Source organism: Herbaspirillum sp. C7C2 (assembly GCF_022627865.1).
Lineage (GTDB): Bacteria > Pseudomonadota > Gammaproteobacteria > Burkholderiales > Burkholderiaceae_D > Herbaspirillum > Herbaspirillum frisingense.
In genome coordinates, this window is record NZ_JABXGI010000013.1 from 1 (window position 1) to 16774 (window position 16774).

The 16774-nt window shown below is 62.9% G+C and carries 15 protein-coding genes; 9 read left to right on the top strand and 6 right to left on the bottom strand.

Annotated elements, in window-relative coordinates; genetic code table 11:
* Positions 1 to 127: 127 nt before the first annotated feature.
* On the top strand, positions 128 to 691 hold the full coding sequence (greB, locus tag HWE04_RS16295; protein ID WP_006462595.1) for a transcription elongation factor GreB: 564 nt from the start codon (positions 128 to 130) through the stop codon (positions 689 to 691).
* 123 nt (positions 692 to 814) lie between these two features.
* Positions 815 to 2155, top strand: coding sequence for a DUF3422 family protein (locus tag HWE04_RS16300; RefSeq protein WP_077237090.1), 1341 nt, complete (start codon positions 815 to 817; stop codon positions 2153 to 2155).
* 95 nt (positions 2156 to 2250) lie between these two features.
* On the opposite strand, the gene HWE04_RS16305 is transcribed toward HWE04_RS16300, so the two are convergent.
* Positions 2251 to 2859 (bottom strand): FMN-dependent NADH-azoreductase, encoded by a 609-nt coding sequence (locus tag HWE04_RS16305; RefSeq protein WP_241813056.1) that lies wholly within the window; start codon positions 2857 to 2859, stop codon positions 2251 to 2253.
* A 171-nt stretch (positions 2860 to 3030) separates the two neighbouring features.
* Here HWE04_RS16305 and HWE04_RS16310 point away from each other — a divergent pair, with 171 nt between their 5' ends.
* Complete coding sequence (locus tag HWE04_RS16310; RefSeq protein ID WP_241813057.1) at positions 3031 to 4002, top strand: LysR family transcriptional regulator; 972 nt, start codon at positions 3031 to 3033, stop codon at positions 4000 to 4002.
* 91 nt (positions 4003 to 4093) lie between these two features.
* On the opposite strand, the gene HWE04_RS16315 is transcribed toward HWE04_RS16310, so the two are convergent.
* From HWE04_RS16315 to HWE04_RS16330, 4 genes are all read right to left on the bottom strand, one after another.
* A complete protein-coding gene (locus tag HWE04_RS16315) occupies positions 4094 to 6358 on the bottom strand; it encodes a RelA/SpoT family protein (protein ID WP_006462591.1) in 2265 nt (754 codons plus the stop codon).
* A gap of 35 nt (positions 6359 to 6393) precedes the next feature.
* The gene (rpoZ, locus tag HWE04_RS16320) at positions 6394 to 6597 is read right to left on the bottom strand and encodes a DNA-directed RNA polymerase subunit omega (RefSeq protein ID WP_241813058.1); all 204 of its coding nucleotides are present in this window, start codon (positions 6595 to 6597) and stop codon (positions 6394 to 6396) included.
* A 59-nt stretch (positions 6598 to 6656) separates the two neighbouring features.
* Positions 6657 to 7295 (bottom strand): guanylate kinase, encoded by a 639-nt coding sequence (gene gmk, locus HWE04_RS16325; RefSeq protein ID WP_006462589.1) that lies wholly within the window; start codon positions 7293 to 7295, stop codon positions 6657 to 6659.
* A gap of 81 nt (positions 7296 to 7376) precedes the next feature.
* On the bottom strand, positions 7377 to 8291 hold the full coding sequence (locus HWE04_RS16330; RefSeq protein ID WP_241813059.1) for a YicC/YloC family endoribonuclease: 915 nt from the start codon (positions 8289 to 8291) through the stop codon (positions 7377 to 7379).
* 355 nt (positions 8292 to 8646) lie between these two features.
* Here HWE04_RS16330 and rph point away from each other — a divergent pair, with 355 nt between their 5' ends.
* The 6 genes from rph to sodC all read left to right on the top strand — a co-directional run bounded on the left by rph (position 8647) and on the right by sodC (position 15524).
* A complete protein-coding gene (rph, locus tag HWE04_RS16335; protein ID WP_006462587.1) occupies positions 8647 to 9375 on the top strand; it encodes a ribonuclease PH in 729 nt (242 codons plus the stop codon).
* Between the two features lie 155 nt (positions 9376 to 9530).
* Complete coding sequence (gene rdgB, locus HWE04_RS16340) at positions 9531 to 10121, top strand: RdgB/HAM1 family non-canonical purine NTP pyrophosphatase (protein ID WP_006462586.1); 591 nt, start codon at positions 9531 to 9533, stop codon at positions 10119 to 10121.
* Positions 10118 to 11362: a radical SAM family heme chaperone HemW gene (gene hemW, locus HWE04_RS16345; RefSeq protein WP_241813061.1), complete on the top strand. Its 1245-nt coding sequence runs from the start codon at positions 10118 to 10120 to the stop codon at positions 11360 to 11362. The genes rdgB and hemW overlap by 4 nt, the downstream gene beginning before the upstream one ends.
* Before the next feature lie 140 nt (positions 11363 to 11502).
* Positions 11503 to 12702, top strand: coding sequence for an EAL and HDOD domain-containing protein (locus HWE04_RS16350; protein WP_039874801.1), 1200 nt, complete (start codon positions 11503 to 11505; stop codon positions 12700 to 12702).
* Positions 12703 to 12707: 5 nt separating this feature from the next.
* Complete coding sequence (locus HWE04_RS16355; protein ID WP_241813062.1) at positions 12708 to 14795, top strand: putative bifunctional diguanylate cyclase/phosphodiesterase; 2088 nt, start codon at positions 12708 to 12710, stop codon at positions 14793 to 14795.
* Positions 14796 to 14996: 201 nt separating this feature from the next.
* Complete coding sequence (gene sodC / locus HWE04_RS16360; protein ID WP_077237097.1) at positions 14997 to 15524, top strand: superoxide dismutase family protein; 528 nt, start codon at positions 14997 to 14999, stop codon at positions 15522 to 15524.
* Positions 15525 to 15533: 9 nt separating this feature from the next.
* Here the strand turns inward: sodC and HWE04_RS16365 are convergent, their stop codons facing one another.
* The gene (locus HWE04_RS16365) at positions 15534 to 16649 is read right to left on the bottom strand and encodes a sterol desaturase family protein (protein ID WP_241813064.1); all 1116 of its coding nucleotides are present in this window, start codon (positions 16647 to 16649) and stop codon (positions 15534 to 15536) included.
* Between the last annotated feature and the right edge of the window lie 125 nt (positions 16650 to 16774).

Here is a 16774-nt window from a genome sequence, read left to right on the forward strand (position 1 = left end):
GGGCAGGGTCTTGCGCCGGGCATACGGCCCGCTCACTGATGCAAGGATTAATCGCCCCAACTGTACCGTTGCGAGCGCACGCATGCGGCTACAATAAGAACGAACCTGCATACCCATCCATTCGCACATGAACAAGGCATTTGTAAAAGAATCCGACGGCGCCGACGACGATGACGAGATCGCCTTGCCGGCCATCCCCGCCGGGGCCAAGAACTACATGACACCCCAGGGCCATCAGCGCATCAAGGATGAGCTGCTGCACCTGATCGACGAAGAGCGGCCGGAGGTGGTGCGTGTAGTCTCCTGGGCCGCCTCCAATGGCGACCGCTCCGAGAACGGCGACTATCTCTACGGCAAGAAGCGCCTGCGCGAGATCGACCGGCGTATCCGCTTCCTCACCAAGCGGCTGGACAATGCCGAGGTGGTCGATCCCTCGGTGCATCACGGCAGCGACCAGATCTTCTTCGGGGCCACGGTGCATTACGAAAACCAGCGCGGCGAAGAACATACGGTGACCATCGTCGGCATCGACGAGCTCGATCCGCTCAAGGGGCGCATCAGCTGGATTTCGCCCGTGGCGCGGGCGCTGACCAAGGCGCGCGAAGGGGATGAGGTGGTGCTGCAGACCCCTTCGGGCGTGGAGCAGCTGACCATCCTCGACGTCACGTATCCGCCGCCGCAGCCGCAGTAGGCGCGCCGGCTCACCACCCGTTTTCGCCGCGGCCGGGCCTGACTTGCAGGCCGGCCGGCAGTTAGTCGGTCGTCATCAGGCGCGACCGGCGCACAGCATTGCAATCATCCACGAGAAAGTCCCATGTCCATCGTTTTTGCCAGCCTGAACCACCCGCAGCGCGTCGTCCTGGCTGCCGAGGTGCATTCGCGCCCCTTCCTGCAGCTGACACGTTCGGAAACGCTCACCCACCTGGCCGTCTATGTGCGCGAAGAAGGCAATGGCGGTCGCCATGCCAGTGCCCAGCATGCGCTGCTGGACGACCTGTGCGCCCATTTCGGCGTGGTCGCTCCGGGTGGCGAGGCCAAGCACTTCTATCACGACTTCGGCCGCTTCCGGCTGAAGTGGGAGTGCCACACCGAGTTCGCCACCTATACCTTCGCCCAGGCCCATGAGGAGCCGCTCTCCACCGACCAGGCCTTTGCCCGCGCGCCGCTGGCGCACATCCCCCAGCAGTGGCAGCTCTCGCTCAAGGGTAAGCTGATGGTGGCTGCGCATGTGGTGGTGGAGCCCGGCGACGATGACCCGGCTGCGACCGCACGCCAGATGCAGCGCATCTTCGAGGGAAAGCTGATGAGTTCCAGCAAGGTCTTGCAGGGCGGGGAAATCTGGACCGATTTCCAGATCCAGTCGGATGGATTTTCGCGTTTCGTGGTGCGCGACATTGGCCTGCGCGAGCTGCAAGGCGGGCGCCTGGCCCAGCGCATCCTGGAAATCGAGACCTATCGCATGATGGCCTTGCTAGGCTTGCCGCACGCCCAGCAATCCGGCCCGCTGCTCAACCAGATCGAGGGCGACCTGGCGGCGCTGACCGCCGCCATGGTGCAATCCGAGCAGTCCACCGCCGGCACGCCGGAGGAACAGGCCGAAGATGAGCGCGTGCTGCGCAAGATCACCGGTCTGGCGGCACGCATCGAAAAGCTCTCGCTGGAGAACAGCTACCGCTTCTCGGCCTCGCAGGCCTATTTCCGGCTGGTACAGGCGCGCATCGAGGAATTGCGCGAGCAGCGCATCGAAGGCGTGCCGACCATCGGTGAATTCATGGAGCGCCGGCTGGCGCCGGCCATGGATACCTGCCAGGCCATCGCCCGTCGCCAGGAAGCCCTGGCCGAACGTATCGCCCATACCAACGACCTGTTGCGCACCCGGATCGGCATCGTGCAGGAGCGTCAGAACCGCCAGATCCTGGAATCCATGAATGCCCGCGCCGCCCAGCAACTGAAGCTGCAGCAGGCGGTGGAAGGCCTGTCGGTGGCGGCCATCTCGTATTACGTGATCGGTCTGCTGGGGTATGCCGGCAAGGCGGCCAAGGCGGCGGGCCTGCCCATCAATCCGGATCTGGCCACCGGCCTGGTGGTGCCGGTGGTGGCGGCCTGCGTCTGGCTGGGGCTGCGGCGCATGCACAAGGGGCTGGGCAGCCACTGAGCCTGGCACGCAACACGGCAAACGGGGCGCACCGCTGTTGGCGGTGCGCCCCGTTCACATGGGCAGCGCGAGAGCGGGCCAGGCCGCTGGCGCGATCAGACGGTGGCGTTGATCTTCGCTTCGGCGCCGGCAACGGCTTGCTTGGCGGCCTCTTCCCCCATGGAGACGCCTTCGGCGATCACCAGTTCGACATCGGTGATGCCGATGAAGCCCAGGGCGCTCTTGAGGTACTTGCCCTGGAAGTCCAGCGCTTCCATCGGACCTTCGGAATACTTGCCGCCACGGGACAGGATGATGACGGCCTTCTTGCCGGTGACCAGGCCGACCGGGCCGGTTTCGCCGTACTTGAAGGTGCGGCCGGCGCGGAAGACGTGGTCGATCCAGGCCTTCAGGGTTGAGGGCGGCGCGAAGTTGTACATCGGCACGCCGATGACGATGGTGTCGGCGGCCAGCAGCTCATCGACCAGGGCGTCGGATTGCTTGATCACGTCGGCTTGCTCGGCGCTGCGGGCATCGGCCGGGGTGAAATAGGCACCCATCATGGATTCGCTCAGGTGCGGCAGGGTGTTGGCGGCCAGGTCGCGATGAACGACCTTGCCGCCGGGATTCTTGGCCTGCCATTGCTGGGCGAAGGAGGCGGTCAGCTGGCGCGAGATGGAACCGCCGGTACGGGCGCTGGAGTCGATATGCAGCAGGGTGCTCATGGTCATTCCTTTACATTGTTCGGTTGGCATCGCCTCGACAGGAAGGCGTTTGCATTGGGATGAACAATACCCAGTTTTCATTTCTTCCAATAGATGCGAGAATCGCATTTCACTGATCCAGTTTTGGAAGTAATGGGATCGAGACGGACATAGAGGAAGAAGGCCATCGCCATGCTAGACCTGAACGACATCTGGCTGTTCGTGCATGTGGTGCGTGCCGGCAGCTTTGCCGCCGCCGGCCGCAAGCTGTCCATGCCACCCAATACCATCAGCCGGCGCCTGCAGACCCTGGAGGCCAACATGGGCGTGCGGCTGCTGCAACGCTCCACGCGCCAGCTCAACATGACTGCGGCGGGTCGGGAATTCTTCGAACGCTGCGCGCCCGGCCTGGAAGACATCGAACACGCCAGCGTCAGCCTGACCGAGAGCCAGGGCGAGCCGACGGGTAGCCTGCGGGTGGCGGCGCCGGTGGATTTCTTCGACAATTTTTCGATCGAGTGGATGCATGAGTTCATGCATCTCTATCCCAAGGTGCAGCTGGAGTTCGTGCTCAACGATGGGCGCGCCGACCTGATTGCCGAGGGCATCGACCTGGCCTTCCGCGGCGGGGTATTGCCTGATTCCAGCCTGGTGGCCAGAAAACTGGTGCAAAGCCATCTGGCGCTCATTGCCAGTCCACGTTATCTGGAGCGGCAGGGTACCCCGCAGGCCCTGTCGGACCTGGTCGCCCACGCCTGTCTGGCGACCTCGCAGGCGCCCCAGCACACGGTCTGGAAGCTGGAGGGGCCACATGGTCCCGAGAGTGTGCGGGTGGTGCCGCGCCTGTGCGTCAATACCGCACAGGGCCAGTTGCGGGCTGCGCGGGCCGGCCTGGGGATTGCCTTGCTGCCGACCATGCTGGCGTCCGAAGACCTGCGCAATGGCACCCTGGTGAACATCTTGCCGGATTACCAGCGCGACACCATGGGCTTCTATGCGGTCTATGTGCACCGCCGCCAGTTGCCCAGTGCAGTCAGTGCCCTGATCGAGTTCTTTGCCGACAAGCTGGAACGCGGCATCGCCGACAAGGGGGCGCAGGCCTGCCAACGTCATCTGGAAGCAGAGGTGCAGGTCGGCCTGGCGCAGGAGAAGGCGGCCGCCTGACTGGCCCTGGATGTTCACCCTGATGCCCCAAATGAAGAACGCCCGCGATTGCGGGCGTTCTTCATGGCGACATCTCATGGCATGACCGGCATCAGCCCCGGTCGCGCAGGATACGTGCGACGCTGTCGATCTTGCGGATGCCGCGCATGATGCGCGCCAGGTGGACCCGGTCTTCGACCTGGATGGTGAAGCGCAGGTATTTCATCGAGGCATTGCCACCTTCATCATCCATGGCCACCGAGACGATATTGGCGTCCGATTCGCCGATCTCGGCCGCGATGCGCGCCAGCGTGCCGCGCTCGTTGTGGATCAGGATGGTGATGCGGCAATCGAAGCGGCGGTTCAGGTCGTGGCCCCAGACCAGCTCGATCCAGCGTTCCGGTTCCTTCTCGTGCAGGCGCTTGGCGGTCTCGCATTCCTGGGTATGCACGATCAGGGTCTGGTCCGGTCGCAGGTAGCCGGTCAGGCGGTCGCCCGGGATCGGCATGCAACAGGAGGACAACTGCGCTGATGCGCCTTCGCTGCCGGTGATGACCACCGGGTCCGGCTTGTTGGGCAGCATGTGGCCTTCCGGATCCAGCTGCGGCACGCTCACCCCGGTATCCATCATGGTCATGATGTGGCGTGCCACCAGCGGCGCCATGCGGGTGCCGATGCCGATCTCGGCATACAGGTCGTCCATGGTCTTGGCGCTGGATTCGTTGAGCAGGCGCTCGACGATGTGGGATGGCAGCTCCGGGTCAATACCCAGGGTGTGCAGGGCATTACCCAGCAGGCGGCGGCCGACCGCTTGCGACTCGACCTTGTTGGCCGTGCGCAGGCGATGGCGGATCGCCGAGCGGGCCTTGCCGGTGCGTACATAGCCCAGCCAGTTAGGGCTGGGGCGCGAGGTCGGCGAGGTGATGATCTCGACGATGTCGCCGTTGTGCAGCTCGGAACGCAGCGGCGCCGGTTCGTGATTGATGATGGCCGAGGTAGTCTGGTCGCCGATATCGGTGTGGATGCTGTAGGCAAAGTCCAGCGCCGTGGCGCCACGGGGCAGGGCGATGATCTTGGACTTGGGCGTGAAGACGTAGACCGAATCGGGGAACAGGTCGACCTTGACGTGCTCCAGGAACTCGGCCGAGTCGCCGGTCTGCTTCTGGATGTCCAGCAGCGATTGCAGCCAGGCATGGGTGCGCTGCTGCAGGTCGGTCAGGCTGCCTTCGTCATCCTTGTACAACCAGTGCGCGGCCACGCCGGACTCGGCCACCCGATGCATTTCGGTGGTGCGGATCTGGAACTCGACCGGCGTGCCATAGGGGCCGATCAGGGTGGTATGCAGCGACTGGTAGCCATTCAGCTTGGGAATGGCGATGTAATCCTTGAACTTGCCCGGCATGGGCTTGAACAGCGAGTGCAGGGTGCCCAACGCCACATAGCAGTTGGCGAAGCTGTCGACCACCACCCGGAAGCCATAGACGTCCAGCACCTGGGAGAACGTCAGGTGCTTGTTGCGCATCTTGCGGTAGATGCCGTAGAGGGTCTTTTCCCGGCCGTCGACCTGGGCCGGGATGCCGGCGGCGATCAGGGTCGAGGTGACCGATTCCATGATCTTGGTGACGACTTCGCGGCGGTTGCCGCGCGCAGCCTTGACGGCCTTGGAGAGCGTGCGGTGGCGCAGCGGGTAGAGGTGCGAGAAGGACAGTTCCTGCAGCTCGCGGTAGATGTTGTTCAGGCCCAGGCGGTGCGCGATGGGCACATAGACTTCCATGGTCTCGCGCGAGATGCGGCGCTTCTTCTCGGGCGGCATGGAGCCCAGCGTGCGCATGTTGTGCAGGCGGTCGGCCAGCTTGACCAGGATCACCCGCACGTCGCGGGCCATCGCCAGCAGCATCTTGCGGAAGTTCTCGGCCTGCGCCTCGACCTGGCTCTGGAATTCGATCTTGTCCAGCTTGGACAAGCCATCCACCAGGGAGGCCACGGAGGCGCCGAAGCGTTCGATCAGCTCTTCCTTCTTGACGCCCTGGTCTTCCATCACATCATGCAGGAAGGCCGCCATCATGGCCTGGGCGTCCAGCTTCCATTCGGCACAGATCTCGGCCACCGCCAGCGGGTGCGAGATGTAGGGCTCGCCCGACTTGCGCATCTGGCCCAGGTGCATCTCATCGGCGAAGCGATAGGCTTCCTTGACCTTCTTCAGTTCGGAAGGGGTCAGGTACTCTTCGAGCTTGGGAATCAGATGCGCAAAAGTCGCCACGCCGCTGTGGGCAGCGGCGGGGGCGACTTCGTTGGGAGGTGCGGTGCGACCGGAACCGGTGGCACGTTTGGGGCTAGGAGCGGCTGATAAGGTGGAGTCGGTAGTGGTGAGGCTCATACTTGTCCGTTATCAGCTTCATTGACGGACCAGGATCAGGCCGGAACCTTCTTCAGCATTTCCATGCCGACCTTGCCCGCTGCGATTTCACGCAGGGCGGTCACGGTCGGCTTGTCCTTGGCTTCCACCTTGGGGGTGTGGCCTTGCAGCAGCTGGCGGGCGCGGTAGGTGGCCGACAGGGTCAACTGGAAACGGTTGGGGATCTGCTTGAGGCAATCTTCGATGGTGATGCGGGCCATGTAAAACTCCTGAATGACGGTCTTGCGTGTGGATGGATCGGTCCGGCGCCCTGACAGGCTCAGCTCGCGTGGATGCCCAGCTGTGTGAACAGGTAGGCGTTGCGGGCGGCTTGTTGCGGGAATCGGCAGCGGGCTGCCTGGACAATGGCCGTCAACTCGGATAAAGCGACGGCAAACTCTTGATTGATAATAACATATTCGAACTCCGGGGAGTGCGCGATTTCGCCGCCGGCGGCCAGGATGCGGCGGGTGATGACGTGCGGTTCGTCCTGTCCGCGCTTCTTCAGGCGCTCTTCCAGCGCCGCAATCGACGGTGGCAGGATGAAGATGCCGATGGCATTGGAAAACTGCTTCTTGACCTGCTGCGCGCCTTGCCAGTCGATTTCCAGCAGCACATCGGTGCCGTTGGCGATCTGGTCGGCGATCATCAGGCGCGAGGTGCCGTAGTAGTTGCCGTGGACTTCGGCCCATTCGAGGAATTCGCCCTCGGCCTGGCGCTTCAGGAAATCCTCCGCATCCGTGAAATAGTATTCACGGCCATGTTCTTCGCCCGGGCGCGGGGCGCGGGTGGTGTAGGAGATGGACAGCTTGATGGCCGGCTCCTGCTTCAACAGGGCGTTGACCAGGGTCGATTTGCCGGCGCCGGAGGGCGCAACCACCATGAAGAGGCTGCCGGAAGTGGGTTTTTGGACGGGCATGGGGTCCTCGCTGAAAATGTCGTGAATATCTTGATATCGTGAATCTCTGCCCGACAGGTCGGGCAATGCTGGCGCCTGGGGTTACTCCAGATTCTGTACCTGCTCGCGCATCTGGTCGATCAGCAGCTTGAGCTCCATGGAGGCGTCGGCCAGTTCCTTGACGGCAGCCTTGGAGCCCACGGTGTTGGCCTCGCGGTTGAGTTCCTGCATCATGAAATCCAGACGCTTGCCGACCTGCCCACCCTTCTTCAGGATGTGGCGGGTTTCGCCCAGGTGGGCCGACAGGCGCGCCAGTTCTTCGGCGATGTCGATGCGGATGCCGTAGAGCGTCACTTCCTGGCGGATGCGTTCCAGCGATTCCTCACGGGTGGCCACCGGCGCGGCGCCGTTCTGCGTCTGCAGGGCCAGGCCCAGGGCTTCGGTCATGCGTTCGGTGGCCTTTTGCTGGAATTGCTCGACCAGTTGCGGCACCAGCGGGGTGATGCGGGCCACGATGGCTTCCATCGCATCGACCCGCGCCAGGATCACCGCCTGCAGCGCTGCGCCTTCACGGGCACGGCTGTCGACGAAGGCGTCCAGGGTCTGCTGCAGGGTCGCCAGGATGTCGGCCTGCAGGGTTTCCTGGCTGATCTCGGCTTCTTCCATGACGCCCGGCCAGCGCAGCAGTTCGTTGACCGACAGCGGCGCTGCATCCGGGAATTGCGCACGCAGCTGGTCTTGCAGGTTGGCCAGTTGCGCCACCACATTGGTGTTGAGCGCCTGGCTGTTGCCGCTGGCCACCTTGCGGCCGAAGGACAGGCGGCATTCCACCTTGCCGCGCACCAGGCGGCCCATGATGGCCTCACGCAGCATGGGTTCGACCGCGCGCAGGTCGTCGTTGATGCGGAATTGCAGGTCCAGGAAGCGCGAATTCACGCTCTTCATTTCCAGGGTGACCGTGCCGGCGGTGGTTTCACGGGTGGTGACGGCGTAGCCGGTCATGCTGTAGATGGTCAAGGTCGGGGCTCCATAAGCGGGCGCGGCGCCGGGTAGGGCGCGCTGACAGGTCGGGTTGCGGGCGGTGCGGGCAGTGACGGGGCAAACTCGGCTGCTGCCGCGACGGCAGTCTTGCTGATCCATTACAATGCCGGACTTGAACGTTCCGGCAGCGCCTGTGCGGTCTGCCCGGGATGTCGCCCGGTCGGAGCCCGCATTTTAATGAAGATTGGCGGCGCCGCGCTATCAAAAACATCAAAATGAGCGGTTTTGACGGTCATCGACCGGCCCGGTACCCGGTTGCCGCCGCCGATTTCCCTCAACCTTCACCGCTACCAGCTTAGCCAAGACCCTACAAACATAGACAAGGATCACCATGACAGCTTCCCATCGCCCCAGCGGCCGTAGCGTTTCGCAGTTGCGCGAGGTTCGCCTGACCCGCCAGTACACCAAGCATGCCGAAGGATCGGTGCTGATCGAGTTCGGTGACACCCGCGTGCTGTGCACCGCCTCGATCGAAGAAAGGGTGCCGGGCTTCCTCAAGGGCAAGGGCCAGGGCTGGCTCACCGCCGAATACGGCATGCTGCCCCGTTCCACCCACACCCGCATGGACCGCGAAGCCGCCAAGGGCAAGCAGTCCGGCCGCACCCAGGAAATCCAGCGCCTGATCGGGCGCGCCCTGCGCGCCGCCTTCGATCTGGAGGCCTTCGGCGAGCGCACCCTGCAACTGGACTGCGACGTCCTGCAAGCCGATGGCGGTACCCGTACCGCGGCCATCACCGGCGCCATGGTGGCGGCCTACGATGCGTTCTCGGTGCTGCAGGGGCGTGGCCTGATCGAGACCATTCCGGTCAAGCAGTTCGTGGCAGCGATCTCGGTCGGCGTCTATCGCGGCGTGCCGGTGCTGGACCTGGATTACCTGGAGGATTCGGACTGCGATACCGACATGAACGTGGTCATGACCGATGCCGGCCACTTCGTCGAGGTGCAGGGCACGGCTGAAGGTGCGGCGTTCGACCGGGCCACCCTGAACAGCCTGCTGGACCTGGCCCAGCAAGGCATTGCCACCCTCAACGGTCTGCAGAAGCAGGCCCTGGGCCTGTAAGGCGATCAGTCCACCGGCCACCGTCGCACCATCGGGCGGCCCGGGGCAAATCGCATTACAATGCGGCCTACACCAGACACAGGGAAAACGCCATGTTGCAGCCAGGACATGGCGTTTTTCATTGTCGCGACTCCTGCCACCCATTCGGACCAAGCATGCACACCAAGCAAAAGATCGTCATGGCGTCGAACAACGCCGGCAAACTGAAGGAATTCGCCAGCCTGCTGGGCGACATTGGCCTGGACGTGCGCCCACAGGGCGAGTTCGACGTCCCCGAAGCGGAAGAGCCTTTCGGCACCTTCGTCGAAAACGCCCTGACCAAGGCCCGCCATGCGGCGCGCCTGACCGGGCTGCCGGCACTGGCCGACGACTCCGGCGTCTGCGTCAATGCCCTGGGCGGTGCGCCCGGCGTCTATTCGGCGCGCTATGCCGGCGAACCCAAGTCCGACGCCAACAACAACGCCAAACTCATCGCTGACCTGGCGGCTCATGCCGACAAGTCAGCTTATTACTATTGCGTGCTGGTCTATGTGCGCCATGCCGATGATCCGCAACCGGTCATCGCCGACGGCGTCTGGAAGGGCGAAATCATCGCCCAGGCGCGCGGGGAGGGCGGTTTTGGCTACGATCCGTATTTCCTCTTGCCTGAACTGGGCAAGACTGCAGCCGAGCTGAGCCACGCCGAGAAGAACGCCGTCTCCCATCGCGGCCAGGCCCTGCGCGCATTGATCGAGAAGCTGAAATGATCCCCATCAAACCGGTTCCGGCTGACATTCCGGCCGGCCAGGCCAGCGCTGGCCCGGCGCAGGCGGCACTGGCTTTCCTCAAGCCCGGCAGCCTGCAACTGACGGCCTTGCCGCCGCTGTCCCTGTATGTGCATTTTCCGTGGTGCGTGCGCAAGTGCCCGTATTGCGACTTCAATTCGCACGAGGTCAAGGGCAGCTTCCCCGAGCAGGATTATCTGGACGCGCTGCGCCTGGACCTGGAGCAGGCCCTGCCGCTGATCTGGGGCCGCAAGATCAATACCATCTTCATCGGGGGCGGCACGCCCAGCCTGCTGTCGGCGGCCGGTCTGGACCGCCTGTTGTCGGACCTGCGCACCTTGCTGCCTTTCGACGCCGACATCGAGATCACGATGGAGGCCAATCCCGGCACCTTCGAAGCCGACAAATTCCGCTCCTACCGGCAAAGTGGCATCAACCGGCTCTCCATCGGCATCCAGAGCTTCAATGCGCAGCATCTGGAAGCGCTGGGGCGCATCCATGACGGTGACCAGGCGCGCAAGGCGGTGGAGATCGCCCACGCCAATTTCGACAATTTCAACCTCGACCTGATGTATGCCTTGCCGCGCCAGACCCTGGCCGAGGCGCAGGCCGACATCACTACGGCACTCGCGTTTGCGCCGCCGCATCTGTCGCTCTACCACCTGACGCTGGAGCCCAACACGCTCTTTGCGCGTTTCCCGCCGGCAGTACCCGATGAGGATGCCAGTGCGGACATGCAGGACATGATCGCAACTCTGACAAGTGCTGACGGCTACGCCAATTACGAGGTCTCGGCCTATGCCCAACCGGGCAGACGCGCCCGGCACAATCTTAACTATTGGCAATTCGGCGATTACCTGGGCATCGGCGCCGGCGCGCATTCCAAGCTGTCCTTCCCGCATCGCATCGTACGCCAGATGCGCTACAAGCATCCGCAGGCCTATCTGGATCAGACCCGCGCCGGCCGGCCGATCCAGGAAGAGGCCGAAATCGGCCGCGACGCGCTGGGCTTCGAGTTCATGCTCAATGCCCTGCGCCTGACCGAGGGTTTTTCGCCCAACCTGTTCGCCGAACGCACCGGCATGAGCCTGAACCAGATCGGCAAGCCACTCGACCTGGCCGAGCAAAAGGGCATGTTGTATCGCGACCACGCTGTGATCCGGCCCACCGATCTGGGGCGCCGTTTTCTGAATGACCTGCAGGAAATCTTCCTGTCAGGATAAAGCTGGTTGCAAGCATGCTTTTATCGGGTATATTTAGAAAAAATTTAATTTTAATTAAGTATTCTGCTGGGAAACTTATTTAGAGTTTTTCGACACCCAAGAGCGTTTCGGCAGGCTACGGAGCGCGCCACGATAAAAATATGGCTGTTCAGGATAAAAGCGTTTCGTTTCCACTCGTGTTTTTGCAGCCCGTCGCCGACGTTCATCACGTCTGGACGGCGCTGTCGCTGCATATTTCGCCGGCGGTCGAAGACGGCAGCGCCTTGCTGTCGAGATTGTTCAACGAGTTCGACCTGCATGACGCCCTGGGTGGCCTGACCTGCATCATCCCGGTGCGCGACCCGGCGATCTTTGCGCCGGAGTTCAAGCACGAGATTCCCCAGGGCCAGCTGGCCCTGCGCGTACCGGTCGAGCATTGCGTGGACCCCGGCAAGATCGATGCGCTGGACTGGCTCTACAGCCGCGGCTTTGCCATCATCGCCGACGGTTTGCCGGCACAAGGTGCCAGCGTATTCCCGTTCGTGGAATCGGTGGCGCTGGATGCCAGCATCGGCAACCTGCCCGAAACCACCCAGTGGCTGCACCGCCTGCGCGGACCCCACCTGGCCGAGAACGTGGCCGATGCCCTGCAGTTCGATGGTTGCCGGGTGGAGGGTTTCCGCTGGTTCTCGGGCGAATATGCCTTGCATCCCGACAGCCGCCTGTCGCAAAAGAATTCGATTTCCCGCGCCCGCCTGCTGAAGTTACTGGAACTGGTGGCGCGCGACGCCGATGCCAATGAGCTGGAATCCCTGCTCAAGCAGGACCCGGCGCTGTCCTACCAGCTCTTCAAGCTGGTGAGTTCGGCCGCTTTCGGCTTCTCGGCCCATATCACCAATTTCACCCAGGCCATCAATCTGCTGGGGCGCCGGCAGTTGCAGCGCTGGCTGCAGCTGTTGCTGTATGCGCGCTTCCCCGGCGACGAATCGGCCAATCCGCTGCTGCCGCGTGCGGCAGCCCGTGCGGCCATGATGGAGGCGATGGCGCAGCGGGTGGAGTGCACGCCCGAGGAACTGGACCGGGCTTTCATCACCGGCATGTTCTCGCTGCTGGATATCCTCCTGGGTATGCCGCTCAACGACATCATCGAGCCCTTGAAGCTGCCGGTGGACATCTGCAATGCGCTGGTCTATCGCAGCGGCCGGCTGGGCAAGCTGCTGGACGTGGTGGAACGCTCCGAAGATGGCCGCATCCCCTTGCGCCATGTCGACCTGGATGCCGCCGGTCTGGACGCTGAGGTGTATTGCCGCTGTCTGATCCAGGCCTTCAGCTGGGCCACACGCGTCAGTACCGAGGCGTGATTACGATGATCTCCTCCGTGGGCAGTGACGATCTGGCATGCTGTTCGGCATTGCTGGACGCCATGCAAAACCTGCACGGCATGGCATTGCATGCCGCGCTGGGAGGAATCGCATCGGGTTTCCTCAAGCGCCCCGGCGGACGCTACGTGATCGGCATGCCGGGAGACGCCGGTAATGGCCTGTGCCAGCCGGTGGCGTATGAAGACGCGCAGTTCGGCTATTTCGTTTTTCCTTCCCTGACGCGGCCCTATACCGAGCTTGAGCGCAACCGGCTGGCAATGCTCGGCGCCTTCCTTGGCCGCCTGATGCAACGCCGCGCCGAGACGGAAAAGCGCGCCCGCTCCCTGGACCAGATCGAAGCCAAGCTGGAAGAGCAGGCGCAGATCCTGCACCAGATGCACGAATCAGTGATCACGATGGATCCGGCCGGTTTCATCACCAGCTGGAACCGCGGCGCTGAGCAATTGTTCGGCTATACCGCCCTGGAAGCCATCGGCCGCAACGTGCTCTTCCTCTACGAGAACGAGGAAGAAGAGGATTCGCTGCACGACGTATTCCTGGAGCAGGGCGGCCGCGAGATGGAGGTGCGGCGCCGCAAGAAGTCCGGAGAGGTATTCTGGGCCAGCCTTTCCTTGTCGGTGATGCGCGACCAGAGCGGGCATCCGATCGGCCTGATCGGCTATCTGAGCGACATCACGGAACGCAAGAACGCTGAAAAGCTGATTCATCACCTGGCCTACTACGACGCCCTGACCGGTTTGCCCAACCGCACGTTGCTCACCCGCACGGTGGACCAGGCGCTGATGGAAGCCAAGCATGAAAACATGCATGGTTGCGTCATGTTCATCGACCTGAACCGCTTCAAGCCCATCAACGACACCCTGGGTCACGTGGCCGGGGACATGTTGCTGGTGGAAGTGGCCATCCGTCTGCGCCGCGCCTTGCGCGAGCAGGACGTGGTGGCGCGCCTGGGCGCCGACGAGTTTGCGGTGGCCCTGTTCGATATCGATAAGGATTACCACCCCGGTTTTGTCGCCCAGAAGCTGCTGGCGGTGTTCGACGATCCCTTCTTCATCGATGGTCATGAGCTGCGCGTGGGCGCCAGCATCGGCGTGAGCATGTATCCGGAAGACGCCAGCGACACCGAGACCCTGCTGCGCCTGGCCGACATCGCCATGTACCGCGCCAAGCAGGGCGGGGACAACAATGAAGGCGGCTACGTCTACTACAGCGAAGAGATGAACCGCAACACGCTGGATCTGTTGCGCATCGAGACCGGTCTGCTGCATGCCTTCGAATACAACGAGCTGCTGTTGTACTACCAGCCCAAGGTGGACATGAACACCCTTGCCATCAACGGGGCCGAAGCACTGGTGCGCTGGCAGCATCCGGAGCGCGGCCTGCTGCTGCCGGGCGAGTTCATCCCCATCGCCGAAGAGACCGGCCTGATCGTCCAGCTCAGCGACTGGGTGCTGGATGCCGTGTGCCGGCAGGCAAGGGCCTGGAAGGAAGCCGGTATGGCGCCGATCCGTATCGCCCTGAACGTGACGGCGCGTGAGTTCACTCGTTCGCTGCCCGACCGCGTGCGCGCCGCGCTGAGCCGCCACATGCTCAGCGGCGACTGGCTGGAGCTGGAAATCACCGAGAGCATGCTGATGCATAGCACCGATCGCGTCATTTCCATCATGGAAAAGATCTGCAGCCTGGGTATCACCATCTCGCTGGACGATTTCGGGACTGGCTATTCCAGCCTGTCCTACCTCAAGCGTTTCCCTATCAATACCCTCAAGATCGACCGCTCCTTCACTATGGGCATCCCGGACGATACCAATGACTGCGCCATCGCCAGCGCCATCATCGGTATCGCCAAGCAGTTGCGCCACAAGGTTATCGCCGAAGGGGTGGAAACCGAAAAGCAGTTCAACTTCCTGCGCGAAGCCGGTTGCAACGAGTTGCAGGGCTATATCTTCTCGCGACCGATTCCCGCCGTGGATTTCCATGCGATGCTGCTGGAGGGGCGTAAGCTCAAGGTGGCGTTGGGTGGTGCCGATACAGGTGAGGGCAGCGAAACCGGCCACACGCCGCACGCCTGAGTCCGCTGTCAGGAAGGCGGCACCGGTTTGTGATGTAGTCCTGTCGGCGTGTGGTAGAGCAATTCAGCTTTGATTTTCGAAGTTTTCTGGGATAAAAATCTCGAACTTCGTCCAGTTCTGGCGGCGAGAATCCGTCACTCCCACCGCTGCGCTTGCGGACGACCTATCCTCCATCCTTTTCATTTTCGGAAGGAAACAAGCATGAAACGACACATTGCAGCATTGGCCATGATGGCCTGTGGAACCGCTATGGCTGCCTCTCCGGCGGCGATCAAGGTGCCGATGAACCTGGTCGATGCCAATGGTGTGGCCGCCGCCGTGGGTGAGGTGACCATCAGCGAGACTCCCTACGGTCTGCTGTTCACGCCGGCCATCAGCGGCCTGCCGGGCGGGCAGCACGGTTTCCACGTGCATCAGAATGCATCCTGCGCACCGCTTGAGAAAGACGGCAAGATGGAACCGGCCCTGGCCGCAGGGGGTCACTGGGACCCGCAAAAAACCGGAAAGCATGAGGGCCCGTATGGCGAGGGGCACCAGGGCGATTTGCCGGCGCTCTACGTGAATGCCGCCGGCAAGGCCGAGTACCCGGTCCTGGCGCCGCGCATCAAGACACTGGCTGAGGTCCGTGGCCATGCCCTGATGATCCACGTGGGCGGCGATAACCATGCCGACCATCCTGCGCCGCTGGGTGGAGGCGGGGTGCGCCTGGCCTGCGGCATCATCCAGTAAGCAGAGCGCTCAGATCAAAGCGTAGACGGCCACCGCTGCCGCCACGTCAATGGCAAGTACCAGCGCGCCGCCCAGGCGGCGCTGCATGTACGCACCGAGCGCCCAGAATCCGGCCAGCAGGGCGGTGCTGATCGCCAGAAGGTGCAGGTAGGGCTGTTCGTCTGCCTGCCACAGCAACGCCGAGGCTGCTGCCAACAAACCCACGAACTGTAGTCCGGAAAGCCACTGCCTCACGCGCGGCAGCTGTACGTCGTAACGGCGACGCGCGGCCTCAAGGTCGAAGGGCGGGTAAGGTTCCATCCCGGCGGGGCGCCAGCCTGGCGCCTTGAACCAGATCTTCAACTTATCCTGCCAGCGCGGCATCGTTGCTGCGCTGTGCAATAGCTGCCAGTAGCCGGACAGGACCGCCCACAGCGGATCCCAGCTATTGAGGGGCGTACGGGTGCCGTAGACGACTTTCTCCTTTTCCTCGGCAAAGGTGCCGAACATGCGGTCCCAGATCACCAGCATGCCACCGTAGTTCTTGTCCAGGTATTGCTCGTTGACCGCATGATGTACCCGGTGATTGGAGGGCGAGGAAAACACGCGATCGAACCAGCCCAGTTTGCCGATGTGCTCGGTATGGATCCAGAATTGGTAGGTCAGCACCACCAGTCCGGCGATGCCGAATTGTTCGGGCTCCACGCCGAGGATCGCCATGGGCAGGTAGAACACCCAGCCAAGCAGCGCCACGGTGCTTTCCTGACGCAGCGCAGTGGAGAGATTGAAGTCCTGGCTCTGATGATGCACCGAGTGTGCCGCCCAGCCCAATGCGTTCTCATGGCCGAAGCGGTGCAACCAGTAATCGAAAAAATCGAACAGCAAGATGGCCGCGATCCAGCCGAACGCGCCTTGCCAGAAGCGCGCCGCCGGGAAGACGGCCACGGCACGATAGGTGAGCGAATACAGCCCGACCTGGAACAACTGGGTGAGCAGCGCCACCAACTGGCTGATGACTCCTTGCGACATGCTCGCCAGGGCATCGGGCAGGCGGTAGGTATTGCGGCCGCGAACGTAGCCATAGGTGAATTCCGCCACGATCAACAAGAGGAAGACGGGAATGATGTAGACAATGATTTTTTCCATGGCGGATATTATGCCGCGGTGCACAAAACACTGTCTGACAATACCCTGACGACCGCGTCCAGCCGCGCAGATGCCGGGCGCCTGATTCTCCTGTTAGCCGTCCATGCTGCGACAACTTAGCAGCT